Genomic DNA, 13,945 nt, shown 5'->3' with positions numbered 1-13,945 from the left:
GGAACAAGTGTGTTCACTTAGATATGAATTAATAATGCGAGTACAGCTTCAAGCCGGTTATAAAGAGCAGTCATGTCTAAGCATAATAACTTGGAGTGTCTGGTCTTTATTGTTTGCTGTAGAACCGATAATTCCAATATGATGTGTAGTATTAAATGAGCAATTAGATTATAAGTGCTTTTCCGATGTACTTTTTCAAATTTACAATACCCGCCATATACCCGAGAAAACGATCGTATTCGAGATTCCACCTATAAATATTATCCATTATCATAGGCGTTCTCAGTTCATCCAACTTATATTTGGCAATTTGAACTGAGACTTTTTGTAGTTCTTTCCAATCGACTTTTCCATATTGCAAGCGCTTTGCCACGGTTGAATCAACAACTACAAGACAGGTATCGCTGTCAATCACCTTGAAATCTCGTTCTACCTGACGAAAGTTTTGTAATTCCTCATCGGTGACCAATTTTTTATGTTTTCCCGATAGTCCATATAAGGCGATTTCATCAGCAAGGGATTGTGTACTCAATTCCGGTGCAATGGTTCTGCCCCTTTCAAAATACCCTTTAAGAACAGCGGCAGGCTCCTTTAAACCCGGATTGAGCTTTAACATTCCGTCTTCTAAAATACAAAATGTCCACATCTCCGCATCATCAAGAACGCCCTCTCGATTGACACGTCCTGAAGCTTGCAGCAGCGATACCAGTGATCCAAGCTCACGGAATCCATTTCTAAAAGACAGATTTACGCCGGCTTCAATACACGACGTTGCTATCAAAGTCCAATCGGTATCTTTTTTGTTTTCTAAGCGCTTTTTTACCCGTTCAAGTGTGTTGTCCCGATCATTTGAAGTCAAAGCCGTAGACAGATGTTCGACACACTCTCGGCCAAAGCGTTCTGAAAAATAGTCTGCTAATACGGCAGCACTTTGAACCGTGTTCAAGATAACCAGTCTCGGCCCCGGAAAATTGACGATCCACTTAGCAAGCTCCGCCGTACCTTTCGGTCGTAAATCACTATGATAAGTAATCCGATTGTTTTCATAGACAGAAAGACGTCTACGCAGTTCGTCATCGATAATTTCCGGTACAATGTTGGAGTTTTTGGTACCGGCGATTTCCGGGATTGTCCAAAATCGATTCAGTGAACCGGACGCCAAAACCCAGTAGCACTTCCATTCCGCAGCATAAATGTTGATCCACTTCCAGGCAATGGGCAGAAGTTTGGCCGGCAACGCAGCATGCGATTCATCCACAAAAATAGCACTTCCGGGCAATTCGTGTAAGCGGCGCAAGGTTGCGGTGGAATTCGATGCCAGCGTTTCAAAAAAATGAACAGCAGTTGTCACAATAATGGGCGCCCGCCAAAGCGCGGTTAGGTGTCTGGCATCCTCGCTTTCAAAGTCCGCGCGATGGTGCAACTCCGCTACAACCTCCTCAGCGTTTTCACCCGGCAAAACGAGCATATCCCGATAGATATCAACTGATTGTTTAATGATATTCGTAAATGGCAGTACAACAAAGATACGCCGCAGTCCGCGCTTTTCTGCCTGTGCAAGCAAATGAGCCATGACCGCCGTTGTCTTTCCAGAGCCAACCGGGCTGTCACAGGAAGTTATACCAGCATCAATGTCAGCGTTTCGACACGCTAAATACATCTCATTACGCAGAGCATTCCGATCATCATCGGCTCCTTTTTGTTTTAGCGCTGCAATCTGCCGGTCTAATTGGGCAAGCCGTTCAGCGGCGCGCAATTTAACCGGGCTTATTTCAGTCTGATACTTCCGGTAATGGATGGCCGTATCGGTGTGATCCGCATCAACAAGGCATGATAAGAGCATCCGCAGGAAAACCGAGCGATCTCCTTTGATTTCTTCCCCACCATACTCAAAATGGCTATTAATGAGGTTGTTGTGAATGACTTCAAGTTTCGGCAACTCCCTATCCACATCAGAAGCAATGGAACTATCCCGAAAAATCGCCTCATCACCCTTGTTCATTTCGACAGTAAAATCAGGAAAGCCAATGTGGTGAGCCTGGATTAGAGCGGCGGAGAAAGCGGAAAAGTGTTCGCTCTTCAGAAAATATGCGGCTCCCGCATCGACATGATTTCGCGGAAGAAATTTGGCTGGATTTTTCCCGGCAAGCACATCCTGATTTTCTTGATTCAGTTTGCCTAGATCGTGAAATGTGGAGGCTTTTTCTGTTATCTGTAATAGCAGTGATTTGTCACAGTTTGCATAGTAACTCATATCCTGTACATATTCGTGGGCAAGCGACCTTACGCCGCGAATATGTACCGAGTACTCCTGCTCAGGGATTTCACCTTTTTTACTGTGTGCGTAGTAAATCATACCAGCATCAGGTCGGTTACGGAACTCACCTTAGCCTTCAATTCCTCCGGCAGAGCTGTCTTGTCCTCATAGTCAGCCCAAGTCGTAGACGCAATGGTCATATCGCCAATACGCTTTGGTGTAAGCGCTTCCAAAAGAAGATAATCTGGACAACTGCCAAGCGCATTCAGATGTTCGATATACCAAGCATGACGAATGCGCACATCAGCACGAATGGCGGAACGATTTAAATCATACGCTTTGGGAATTAAAAGCTTAAGCAAGTCAATATCTTCTTGCGTGCAGCCTGTCTTAGCGGCAAAATTTGGATTCACGAAAAATGGCATACAATAAACGCCGTGTTCCACAATTCGAAATGCCAGAGGCGCCATTCCGGCATTTTTACCCTCTTGTACACCAGCTTTATTCGTATTGGTGTGGCGAATGATATTAACCGGAGAGATCGACGTACCCACACCGAACTGAACAACGCCTGTTTTTATAAATCCTTTATTCGCTCCTTCTTCCAAAAAAGTGTTCCCGAAGACTCTTGCATCCCAATATTTCTTAACAAAAGTACTCTCCAAGAAATTCTTCTGATCAAAGCTTTTAATATCTTTTGACATCTCGTTTTGAATGGACTTCCTGTCCCGCCCACGTGATTCTAATACGCAGTAATGCTCTGAGTTCTTAACATAAACCTCTGGAAGGCTCTGATAAAACGCACTATCGTGATCCTCCAACAAATCACGTAGCTTGCGCTTAAAGGAAACCGGTGAGATTTCACCAATGCCATTTGGACGCTGGCGTGGATCGCTCTCTCTGTCCGGATCGCCGTTCGCATTTGAGTTTACAACTTCAATGACCAAAAGACCGGTTGCACGCTTGATTTCACTATTCATGATTAGCCCCTCCTATATTATTTTCATTATTGTTGTCATCACCGATTGCTGTTACCGAAGACTCTCTTTTAGGAAACGATGCAAGATAGCCAATAAAAAGCTGTGCCTTTTCAAAATCACCAAACCGTGTTGGATCCTTCATTGTAGAATATAGTTTGTTTGCCACATCTTCATATAAACTGAGAAGCCAGCCTGCTCTCCAAGTCTCCTCATTTTTAGTTTTGTCCTTAAAACGATATTGCTTCGCCCAGGTTAAATAGGGGTTCATTCGGAGAGACAATTGCGCAATCGCCTGATTCGGCGTTTCACTGGCTGTCACAAACAATGCACTCCCCACCAGTTGTGGCGGAACATCCCCTTTTCGCATAATTTTGCAGTAAAATGTATGAAGCTCGTCGGATATTTTCAAGAGCTGTCCAACTAAATAAGCCATATTTTCCATGTATTTCTCCTTTCTATCACCACGTTTATAAAGTAGCAGTCCAAGTACAGACAACAAAAGAACCGTTTCATTTTTTAATTTCTCTAAAGTTTTCTCCTCTGTCTTGTCCTTGCATTTTGAACCGCCATGCACCCAATTGCCGGTATAGCTTACCAACCCGGATGAATGGGTAAGTACGGTATGAAGGTAATTGCCAATCATACTTTCCTGCATAAGGTCAAGCAGTAATTCCATGCCCTGATAATATTTCATTCGTTCAACGGCAGTCTTGCCTTGTGCCAACTCCCCGTTTTGCTTCCACACATTGTTGACGATTCGAGCCACTTGCAGCGGAAAAGGAATTATTCGTTCACTCAAGTCTGTTTCCGGCGTATTGCGGCATCCGGCCTCCCAGTCCTCCGCCGCTTGAATGAGCAGCTCCGGCGAGCAATTTCGGGTAAATATCACCTTTGAGCGGGCTTTGTCCAGTTTACGGATTGTGAAAATCTGGATAAAATCTGGTTTTTCCTTTGCCGAAAGACCTCTGAGCGTCCTAATAAAGTCTTTGGCGATGTTTTCAAAACGCGCTTCCGCCTGCGCGGAACTTTCTGCTTGACTGGAGCCGAAAATTGAAGCGAATCTTGGCTGAATCTCCGGCAACTTGGAAGGGTAAACAAATACGATTTCGTTCTTATCAATTTTTCGCCATGTAACACCCTCCCGTTCCAGGCCGACAACCCATTCCAGTGATTTTTTGGCAAGCGATCGATTTTCCATGGCAATGGGATAGGAACCATCATCGATCTGTTCATAACGATACTGACAGGGCTGCCCGCTGAACATTGAACGCAAGGTTACCTCAAATCCACTGAGTTTCACGCTCGGCATAGGTTCATTGGGATTAATAAAAGGAATCCCAAAGGCATCACTTCTGACATCCTCAGACTGTTTGGATACACTCAGCAAGCTGGATTTCAGCAGCATATCGTTGATCCATTCGGTGGTGTGCTGGCTTGTTACGGGATATCCATACTGTTGCCAGTCAAACAAATCCAAAACAACTGAAATTGACGTACCCGTGTCATCGTTATGATCTTTCTTAGGGTTACCTTTGTGGAATAGCATAGGAAGCAAAATGCCAAGGTCTTCTTGTTTTTGAAGCTTTGCGAAAATGCACTTTTCCAGTGCGGATTTAAAGCTTTTATCAGGCTCATTTGTGAAACCGGATGCTAATCGAATTAATTCTGAAACGAGAGTTCGTTCAGGTTGTTCTTGATCTCCAATTAAATCTGAAAGGGTCTGAGGAATATTGTGCAAGCTTCTATCAATTTTTTTGACAATTCTTTCTTTCCAGTTGTCATTGACGCACCATGATTTAATTTTGTCAAAATCGAGGGGTATAGTACCTTTTTCGATTCGTTCCAACTCGGAAAGCGGTTCTTTATCGATAAGGCGGTAAAGGGGAACGATATTGAAAGCGGGAAAGGTTCCTTGGTTATTCCCGTATTTTCTCAGTGACTGGGCAACCTCTGCACTTATGCTCTCAAGTCCACGGATCGAGCCGTCCTTGGCAAGCCATATTCGTATACAGGGTGCTTTAGTCGTAACCTTGGGTAGGGGTTTATATTCCCTATGCCATTCCTTGGTGCTGATCCCTTTACTTTTCAAAGCAGTGGACAAACTATACAATTCATTGAGCATAGTTTTCACTCCTTTTCGGATACTCCAACCCTCCGTTTTGAATGACAAGGTCATTGTCGTATACATAGGAAACCGAAGAGGCATATCCTTTGGAAAAAACCTGTCTCAGCATAGATGGTATGATTACGGGGCGCGCATCGGACAGCACCTGTGTTGTCTCCCTAAATTGGCCAAAATAAGAGGGGGTAAATTCTTTCCACCCCAATGTAGGAATGGAATAGCACTGGCCTCGTTTGAGCCTTCTTTCAAAAATGTTTTTATAAGCATGACCAGGTGAGGTCGTTTTTTTATCCCATTGCACAGCCCTTTCCGGCAATCTGCTTTTTTCTTTATTGGGAACAACCTCTGCATACAGTCTATAACAGACATCAATTAACACGGTGGCATACAACTGATAATTATTTCCCTCTTTAATATCTTTGGGTTTTCGTAAAGGCCCTCCATAGTTAGTGCAATAAGAGTGGTATTGTATGGGAGTACACAACTCTACTTTTGTGGGAATTATTTCTATATCTGGCCCCCATAAAACGGATTCAAAAATAGCCTTAACCGCAGAATAGGTTGGAGCTGGATAGCTGACCGGACAGTCACCACTATCCGGCCTTGTCCACATTGCAGTGTTGCCGGCTATCTCCATTGCAATGGGATAAGACAATCGTACCATGAGCATCAACCTTTCATTCAAATTACTTAAACTATTTATGGTCTTAAACAATATTAATTACAGCCGTATATGTCCCATAAACAGGACTTTGGCGCGAGACGTAGTACATTAAGCTATAATTTATGATCTAACGTATCCGGTACCAGTTCTATAATATCTCCTAAAATAACACCCAAGGCTGTGCACACTTTTATAAGCGCACTATTCTGACATTTTGGTTTTTTAATGCTTTGTAATGGATCAAGTACTAAGACGTCTACAAATCTTTCTTTTTCATATCGCAGTCTTTCAGTGATTACCACAAGTTTTTTTTAACCTAACAACTAACCATAGTAACGCATCTCTACCGGCCATCTCAGCCATTTTGGCTTCAGATGAACAATTGGCGACAATGCAGACAACATAGAGAAAAGCAGCCATCCAGGTGGGCACACCACTCACTTTATTGATTCCAGCTTAAGTGAGGAGAAAGGAAAAGACAAAACGATCCCATAGTTTAAGCAAAATTGGGGTTCCGGCACATTCACCTTGAGGTAGATCGCGAAAATGAGGTTTGGCCAAAGTATTCACGGGTTATCACCCTCTAATCGGAAGATATACCTTGGAACATTTGCACCCCCCAAAAATCTATTTATCTCCATCGTTCGGTTGATTACTTCTTTATACTTAATAATTCAACAGGGGAGATAAATATCCTTCTTATACAGTTAAAGTGAAGGGGTTTTTGCAGTAGAATCATTTATTCATATCTTCTACGGATTTGATAAAATTTTCAATCTGATAGCTAAGACTGCTTTTTAGCGAGTCAATTTTAGATGCTAAGACTTCGACCTTGCTCCAGCTCAGCTCTCCCCCGTACGCATGCCGGAACATATCTCTAAATTCCCGCAACTCATCTAACACTTTCCAAAGATCCTTTGTAATTATCCGGGGTCGAACATCCGGTATCTCTAAGGTCATTGAACTTAACAACTCACGCTGATAATTCGCACTAATAGGTTGCCTTCCGTCAAAAACAATGGAAATCCGTTCAAAAATTGCCTCTACACCGGTATAGAAATGGTGTAAGTAAGCGGCTACGGCCATTACATCCGAGTGACGCGCTGCTACCTGGTTTTTCGCGATCTCTCGCACCAACTTCATAATGGAGTCGACGTGTGCTTGACATAACTCCCAATCTGATCGATATTGGCAATAAGTCCCTTATAAATTGCGGCACTTTTTTCGGCTATGGTCAATAGCACCACTCCATCTCTTTCAACAACTTCTCTTCCTCCAAAAAATCTTCTCCGCTTTTTCAGCCCTCCCTCCACCAACATTTCTCTCCTTACCATTTTCTCCATTAATCTCCTTTTTCCTTTTTCATTTGCATAAAAATTCGGGAGCACCTAATGCTCCCTTCATAATGTGAACTTAAACGAATATTAAATCCAAACGAATTCTCACTTATCCGCTCACACCCACCCCAGCCACTGCATCCCAAAAAGCACGCCAATCAATACCACAGACGTAATTACCGCATACGGCCCGTTCCAGACCGGGCCGATGTACACCGGAGAGCGCTCAGCCAAGCCGGAGATCGCGATCACATTCGCAGCCGAAGGGGAGACAGAAATCCCCACGGCCCAGCTAATCCTAAAGATTAAGGTCATCAGGGTCCGATTTTTGAAATTACTTAAGCGCAGTGCGCGATGGACAAGTCCACCCTCGCAACGGCAACTAAAAGCTGCGAGCCTACAATTGAGCGAGAAAATCAACCAGCAGTCTATTAACATGATCCGGCCTTTCAGACATACATCGGTGTCCTGCACATTCAATAATTGTCAACTCGGAGTTATCTAACTGAGTATTAAGATACTCTGAGTATTTAACCGGAGTCATTTTGTCCTCAGATCCAACCACTATGAGACTGGGAATTTTAATCTTTCGAACATCTTCCATCCGGTTGAATGTATTGCATGCCTTAAAATCAGCGAAGTAAACCTCAGACGGGATGCCTTCGATTTCCGCAAACGCTTCTTCTAATACATCCGCCGGAGCAGAAGCGGAATAAAGATGCTCGGCATTACGAAAGGGTTTTTCTCCCTTGCCCAATGCCTCAAGAATATCGGGTTTAACCCTTAGGCGCGCACCGGTCCCGATTAATATCAGTCCTCTTAGCCGCTCTGGAAACTCCAGGGCAAACTCTAGTGCTATCGCTCCGCCTAAGGAATGTCCCACCACGACAAACTCATCGAGGAATAATGATGACGTAAAATCTGCCAAAAATTTTGCGAACTCGCCCACGGTACTAAGAAGCCGGCCTCCCGATGCCCCATGGCCGGGTAAATCAACGGCTATTGTCCGGCAAACACCGTTTAATGCGACCTGTTGGCGGAACCAATGCCGACTCGATCCGCCTGCTCCGTGGACAAAAACAACAGTTGGCTGTTTATTGCCCATTTGTTCATAAAAGATATCTGCCCCTGCTACGGTTACGTGTGACATGAGACTGTTCCTTTCGTTTAATTAAAGTTTTGCTTCATTATACCATTCTTCCGATGACTGACTACCTTTGACGAATTTTGAACATCCATTTTCACGTTTCTCAGCAGCTTGGCTAATCAGGTTAGATTTTCCACAATGGTCGAAATACCCATACCGCCACCGATACATAATGTCGCCAAGCCGTATTTTTTCCCTGTACGCCGCAACTCATTGAGCAATTTAATTAAAATAATTGCCCCTGTGGCCCCTAGAGGATGTCCCAGGGCGATGGCCCCGCCGTTGACATTGGTTTTTTCGAGATCTAATCCCAATTCTTTAACCACGGCCAAAGACTGGGCTGCAAAAGCCTCATTAAGTTCAATCAAGTCAATCTGACCCAGAGTGAGGCCAGCCATTTTCAAAGCAGCTTGTGTAGCAGGCACCGGACCTATCCCCATAATCTGGGGCGGCACTCCTCTCGCCCCCATGCCGATTACCTTCGCAATGGGCTTAAGGCCAAATTCTTTTGCCTTCTCAGGGGTAGCAATGATCACAACAGCGGCGCCATCGTTACGGCCGCTTGAGTTCCCGGCAGTCACGCTTCCACCGTCCTTAAACACCGGCGGCAATTTGGCTAACTGGGCCAGGGTCGTCTCCCGCGGATGCTCATCTGTGTCAAACACGGTAACTCCTTTTTTTTGTTTCACTTCGTACGGAACTATTTCTTCCTTAAATAATCCATTCCGAATCGCGCGCAGAGCCCGCTCCTGGCTCATCAAGGCAAACTCATCTTGTTCCTGGCGGCTGATGTTATATTTTTCGGCCAAGTTTTCCGCCGTAAGTCCCATGGTCAAACGGCCATAGCGTTCCTCCGGCTGACAACGCGGCTGGCTTTCTGTATTGGGGTCCAAAATTTCAGCGTTACCCATACGATAGCCATAGCGCGCATTTCTAAGGTAGTAGGGAGCAGTACTCATACTTTCTGCTCCACCGGCGATCACAAGATCGGAATAACCGGACCAGATCGCTTGAACGGCGTTATTGACTGCCGTCAGACCGGACCCGCACTGCCGGTGTACAGTATAAGCGGGTACGTCTTCAGGCATATTGGCGCGCAATAGGGACAGACGGGCCAAATTTGGATTGTCGCTGCTTTGTTTAGTCTGACCGAGGATGACTTCATCCACAGCTTGATCCGGGATACCGCTGCGATCGAGAACTTCCCGGATAACCCGAGCCGCCAGGAAATCAACCTCTACATCCTGCAAACTGCCCCCAACTCTGCCGACAGCTGTACGTACACCGGCCAAAATGACTGCTTCTTGCATTTAATTTGTCCTCCTCTGACCTGGGACGATCTCATCGCCCTTTTTTAATAGAATTTTTCTCACAACTTATCTTCCTTTATAATTGGGTGGCCTTTTCTCCAAGAATGCGCTCAGCCCTTCGATCCGATCTTCCGTAGCAAACAAGATTGTCTGAGCCAGTCTCTCAAGGATCAATCCCTGGTCAAGACTTGTATTGCTGCCCCAATCCAACACGGATTTGGCAACGCGAACCGCCAAGGGGCCTTTGCTCAGGATTTTGCGTGCCATTTCTTTGGCAGCAGCGACGGCCTGACCTACAGGAACGACCTTATTGATTAAGCCTATGCGCCATGCTTCTGCTGCATCAATGGCCTCACCCGTTAGAATGAGTTCTTTGGCTTTTCCTATTCCAACCAAGCGCGTTAAACGCTGGGTACCGCCGGCCCCTGGCAAGATACCGAGGTTTAACTCCGGCTGGCCCAGTTTGGCATTCTCAGAGGCTACTCTCAGATCACAGGCTAGCGCCAGTTCACAACCTCCCCCTAATGCGAAGCCATTGATAGCAGCAATTGTTATCTTATCCACTGCAGCCAGCTTGCTCAGCACGGCCTGGTTTTCGTTATAAAAAGTCTCCATTAAACTCCGGTCTTTCAAAGCCGCTACATCCGCTCCGGCTACAAATGCTTTGTCCCCTGCGCCGGTAAAAATAATTACCTTAACCTTCTCGTCTTTTTGCAGTTGCTCCGTTACTTGGGCGAGTTCCGCCCAAGTCTCCCGGTTTAAGGCATTTCTGACCTCAGGTCGATTGATCACAACGACACATATTTCGGCGTCATATTCTAAGAGCAAATTCTTGTAACCCATATCGAGCCCCCTTATTCCCCAGTGTAATCGTAGACGCCCTTACCAACCTTACGCCCCAATCTACCGGCTTTTACATATTTAACCAGCAAAGGAGCGGGCCTGTATTTTTCGCCCAGAGTCTCGTACAAATACTGCTGGTTTCTTAACCTTACATCAAGCCCTACTAAATCCACGAGTTCAAAGGGACCCATAGGATGGTTTAGGCCCAATTTAAGCGCTTTGTCGATGTCTTCAGGCGTTCCTACGCCCTCTTGCAGCATTAAGAACGCCTCGTTGCCGATCAGGCAATTAATGCGCGAGGTGACAAAACCGGGAAATTCATTAATTTCCACGGTTTCTTTGCCAATCTCCTTACAAAAGGCTGATGAAACATTGTATGTCTCATCGGAGGTATCCAAGGCGCGGATGATCTCAACCAATTTCATCATGTGAACAGGATTAAAGAAGTGAAGTCCAATTACTTTTTGCGGCCGCTTGGTTGCTGAAGCAATCTCCGTGATACTCATGGTTGATGTGTTAGTGGCCAAAATCGTATGTTCAGGACAAAACTGGTCCAACTTGGCGAATGTCTCAAGTTTAAGTTCCATAATTTCGGGAATGGCTTCAATGACGAGATCCACATCTCTAACGGCTTCCTCTAATTCACTGATACAATTTATGCGGGCCAGGGCTGCAGCTTTAGCTTCGGATGTTACTTTCCCTCGCTCCACCCCTTTTTGCAGGTTAGCGCTAATGATATCTACCGATTTTTTCAGAAGCTCGACGCTAATATCCTGCATATTAACCTGAAAACCGCCCAGGGCACAGAGATGGACAATACCCCGCCCCATAGTGCCTGCTCCGATGACTGCGACTTTGTTTATATTCACACTTATTCCCCCTAATTATTGAGCTAATTCATACTCTTTTAAAAGCTGAGCGGCAATGATGTTTTTCTGAATTTCCGAAGTCCCTTCGTAAATCCTGGTAATCCTCGCGTCGCGATAGTAGCGTTCGATTGGAAAATCCTTTATGTAACCCATCCCTCCGAAAATCTGCAAGGCTTTATCAGCAACCCGGCAATATGCTTCCGAAGCGAAATATTTAACAGTCGCTGCGTCTTTTATTATTTTCATGCCTTGATCGACCATCCAAGCAACGCGGTAGGTCAAGGCTCTCGTGGCCTGGATATCTGCTTCCATTTCAGCCAGATAGTGCTGGATAGCCTGGAAAGAGGCGATGGGTTTGCCGAACTGAATCCTTTGCTGAGCATATTGAGAGCTAAGCTCTAACAGTTTTTGCATAGAGCCTAAATTGCGGGCTGCAAGACCTGCGCGTCCGTTGGCCAGAATTTTTAAAGCGTTGACATAACCCTGACCCTCTTGGCCCAAAACATTTTCCGCAGGAACCTCACAATCTTCAAGTATTACTTCTGCAGTATGAGAACCCCGCAGTCCCATTTTCCTTTCTACCGTACCAATTGAGAAACCAGGGAAGTCCTTTTCAACGATGAAAGAAGTTATCCCTTTAGCGCCTTTTGACTTGTCCGTTGCCGCCATTACCGTAAAAACACTGGCTTCAGTGGCGTTGGTGATAAAGTGTTTGGTACCGTTAATAATGTATTTGTCTCCCTTGCGAAACGCAACGGTTCTTAGGTTTGACGCATCAGAACCAGCCTCCGGTTCGGTCAAGGCAAAAGCTCCAAAGCGGTTGCCAGCGGCCAAGTCGGGAAGATATTTTTTCTTTTGTTCTTCATTGCCCAGTTCGACGATTCCGACCGTACCTATGCCGTTATGGGCGCCAATAAAAGTGGTGAACCCGTTGGCAGTCCGGCCCAGCTGCTCGAAAATAAGGCACTTGCCCAACATGCTTAGACCTGTCCCGCCGTATTCTTCCGGAATACTTAAACCAAACAGGCCCATATCTTTGGCAGTGTCAATAATTTCTTGAGGAATCCTGTCTTGTTCATCGATGGCTTGCCCCAGGGGATCGACTTCGTTGTCGACGAAGTCTTTAATAGTTTTAACAATTAGCGCCAGGTCTTCATCAATAGTAAAATCCATTGTTTTCTCCTTCCCTTCTCCACACAATTATCTAAATTACTCCCTTATCCTTCAGAGCAGCGATTTCTTCCGCTGTATATCCCAACCGGCTGAGCACTTCTGTGTTGTTTTGGCCCAAGGTAGGCGGTGCCATCCTGATTGAGCCGGGAGTCTCCGACAATTTTATCGGAATTCCCAGCAGCTTGAGGGTACCGATGGTGGGGTGCTCAACTTCTTGAATCATTCCCCTATGAATAACCTGGGGGTCAGCTAGAACGTCAGCTATGTTGTTAATTGGCCCTCCCGGAACTCCAGCCTCTTTAAGTTTAGTAGAAATTTCCTTGGTCGTTTTGCTCCGGGTAAATTCAGTCATCAATTCAATAAGTTCTGTACGGTGCTTCACCCTATTAGCATTAACCGCAAACTTGGGATGCTCTTTCAAATCATCCAAACCCAAAGCATCGCACATTTTGCGCCATAACCAGTCATTGGGAACGGCTATAATGACGTAACTGTCTTTGGTTTCAAACACCTGATAGGGAGCCAAGTTAGGATGTCCTGATCCCAGACGCCCGGGAACCGTGCCCGTAGCCATCACGCCTTGGGCCAGATATGTTTGCAAAGAAACTATAGATTCTAGAAGCGACGCCTCTACAAACTGGCCTCTGCCTGTCTTTTCCCTGGCCCACAGAGCGAGCAGGACACCAATACATGCATGCATCCCGGTGGTTAAATCTACTATGGAGAAACCGACTTTGACAGGAGGCCGGTCCGGTTCCCCGGTAACACTCATCAGACCTCCAAAGGCCTGCATAACCAGGTCATACGCGGGCTCGTCTTTCATGGGCCCCGTCCTGCCAAAGCCGCTTACCGCACAATAAACCAGACGCGGGTTGATTTCCTTAAGCACATCGTATCCCAAACCCATTTTTTCCATGGTCCCGGTGCGAAAGTTTTCGACCAACACATCTGCTTCTTTCACCAGCTCTTTTACAATTTGCTTGCCCTCTTCGGTTTTGAGGTTCAGCGTAATGCCTTTTTTGTTTTTGTTAAGACTTAAGTAGTAACAACTTTCCCCGGCCATGGCCGGCGGCGTATAACCCCGGGTCTCATCCCCTATCCCGGGTTGTTCTACTTTTAGAACATCTGCCCCCATGTCCGCTAAAAGCATACTACAATATGGGCCTGCCAGTGTTCTAGCCAACTCCAATACCTTAATGCCTGCTAACGGGCCTGACATAACCTTCTCCTCCTTACTACAAAC

The 13,945-nt window shown here is 45.6% G+C and carries 13 protein-coding genes; all 13 read right to left on the bottom strand.

Annotated elements, in window-relative coordinates; genetic code table 11:
• Positions 1-163 precede the first annotated feature (163 nt).
• Entirely contained in the window at positions 164-2,356 is a 2,193-nt protein-coding gene (locus tag J0X21_RS09795; protein ID WP_206812024.1) for a DEAD/DEAH box helicase, read from the bottom strand.
• Positions 2,353-3,237: a type I CRISPR-associated protein Cas7 gene (locus J0X21_RS09790; protein WP_206812023.1), complete on the bottom strand. Its 885-nt coding sequence runs from the start codon at positions 3,235-3,237 to the stop codon at positions 2,353-2,355. The genes J0X21_RS09795 and J0X21_RS09790 overlap by 4 nt, the downstream gene beginning before the upstream one ends.
• Entirely contained in the window at positions 3,230-5,359 is a 2,130-nt protein-coding gene (locus J0X21_RS09785) for a hypothetical protein (RefSeq protein ID WP_206812022.1), read from the bottom strand. Before J0X21_RS09785 ends, J0X21_RS09790 begins: the two co-directional genes overlap by 8 nt.
• Positions 5,349-6,029: a CRISPR-associated protein Cas5 gene (gene cas5, locus J0X21_RS09780; RefSeq protein WP_456238515.1), complete on the bottom strand. Its 681-nt coding sequence runs from the start codon at positions 6,027-6,029 to the stop codon at positions 5,349-5,351. Before cas5 ends, J0X21_RS09785 begins: the two co-directional genes overlap by 11 nt.
• A gap of 729 nt (positions 6,030-6,758) precedes the next feature.
• A complete protein-coding gene (locus J0X21_RS09775) occupies positions 6,759-7,166 on the bottom strand; it encodes a ribonuclease toxin HepT-like protein (RefSeq protein ID WP_206812021.1) in 408 nt (135 codons plus the stop codon).
• The gene (locus J0X21_RS09770) at positions 7,163-7,411 is read right to left on the bottom strand and encodes a hypothetical protein (protein ID WP_206812020.1); all 249 of its coding nucleotides are present in this window, start codon (positions 7,409-7,411) and stop codon (positions 7,163-7,165) included. The genes J0X21_RS09775 and J0X21_RS09770 overlap by 4 nt, the downstream gene beginning before the upstream one ends.
• A 66-nt stretch (positions 7,412-7,477) precedes the next feature.
• On the bottom strand, positions 7,478-7,645 hold the full coding sequence (locus J0X21_RS09765; RefSeq protein WP_206812019.1) for a hypothetical protein: 168 nt from the start codon (positions 7,643-7,645) through the stop codon (positions 7,478-7,480).
• A gap of 112 nt (positions 7,646-7,757) precedes the next feature.
• Positions 7,758-8,510 (bottom strand): alpha/beta fold hydrolase, encoded by a 753-nt coding sequence (locus tag J0X21_RS09760; RefSeq protein ID WP_206812018.1) that lies wholly within the window; start codon positions 8,508-8,510, stop codon positions 7,758-7,760.
• Between the two features lie 116 nt (positions 8,511-8,626).
• The gene (locus J0X21_RS09755; protein WP_206812017.1) at positions 8,627-9,817 is read right to left on the bottom strand and encodes a thiolase family protein; all 1,191 of its coding nucleotides are present in this window, start codon (positions 9,815-9,817) and stop codon (positions 8,627-8,629) included.
• A 66-nt stretch (positions 9,818-9,883) separates the two neighbouring features.
• Positions 9,884-10,660, bottom strand: a complete 777-nt coding sequence (locus tag J0X21_RS09750; RefSeq protein WP_206812016.1) for an enoyl-CoA hydratase/isomerase family protein — start codon at positions 10,658-10,660, stop codon at positions 9,884-9,886.
• A gap of 11 nt (positions 10,661-10,671) precedes the next feature.
• Positions 10,672-11,529, bottom strand: coding sequence for a 3-hydroxyacyl-CoA dehydrogenase family protein (locus J0X21_RS09745; protein WP_206812015.1), 858 nt, complete (start codon positions 11,527-11,529; stop codon positions 10,672-10,674).
• Positions 11,530-11,544: 15 nt separating this feature from the next.
• Entirely contained in the window at positions 11,545-12,702 is a 1,158-nt protein-coding gene (locus tag J0X21_RS09740) for an acyl-CoA dehydrogenase family protein (protein ID WP_206812014.1), read from the bottom strand.
• A 31-nt stretch (positions 12,703-12,733) separates the two neighbouring features.
• Positions 12,734-13,921 (bottom strand): CaiB/BaiF CoA transferase family protein, encoded by a 1,188-nt coding sequence (locus tag J0X21_RS09735; RefSeq protein ID WP_206812013.1) that lies wholly within the window; start codon positions 13,919-13,921, stop codon positions 12,734-12,736.
• Between the last annotated feature and the right edge of the window lie 24 nt (positions 13,922-13,945).

Source organism: Paradesulfitobacterium ferrireducens, assembly GCF_017310645.1.
In the GTDB taxonomy this organism is placed as follows: domain Bacteria; phylum Bacillota; class Desulfitobacteriia; order Desulfitobacteriales; family Desulfitobacteriaceae; genus Paradesulfitobacterium; species Paradesulfitobacterium ferrireducens.
Note: the sequence above shows the minus strand (reverse complement) of the source record. Positions and strands in the feature narration are given on the sequence as shown.

Coding starts and splice junctions, on each gene's coding strand:
- J0X21_RS09740 (WP_206812014.1), bottom strand. CDS start 12,702: ATGGATTTTACTATTGATGAAGACCTGGCGCTAATTGTTAAAACTATT.
- J0X21_RS09750 (WP_206812016.1), bottom strand. CDS start 10,660: ATGGGTTACAAGAATTTGCTCTTAGAATATGACGCCGAAATATGTGTC.
- J0X21_RS09795 (WP_206812024.1), bottom strand. CDS start 2,356: ATGATTTACTACGCACACAGTAAAAAAGGTGAAATCCCTGAGCAGGAG.
- J0X21_RS09785 (WP_206812022.1), bottom strand. CDS start 5,359: ATGCTCAATGAATTGTATAGTTTGTCCACTGCTTTGAAAAGTAAAGGG.
- J0X21_RS09735 (WP_206812013.1), bottom strand. CDS start 13,921: ATGTCAGGCCCGTTAGCAGGCATTAAGGTATTGGAGTTGGCTAGAACA.
- J0X21_RS09775 (WP_206812021.1), bottom strand. CDS start 7,166: ATGAAGTTGGTGCGAGAGATCGCGAAAAACCAGGTAGCAGCGCGTCAC.
- J0X21_RS09790 (WP_206812023.1), bottom strand. CDS start 3,237: ATGAATAGTGAAATCAAGCGTGCAACCGGTCTTTTGGTCATTGAAGTT.
- J0X21_RS09760 (WP_206812018.1), bottom strand. CDS start 8,510: ATGTCACACGTAACCGTAGCAGGGGCAGATATCTTTTATGAACAAATG.
- J0X21_RS09755 (WP_206812017.1), bottom strand. CDS start 9,817: ATGCAAGAAGCAGTCATTTTGGCCGGTGTACGTACAGCTGTCGGCAGA.
- cas5 (WP_456238515.1), bottom strand. CDS start 6,029: ATGCTCATGGTACGATTGTCTTATCCCATTGCAATGGAGATAGCCGGC.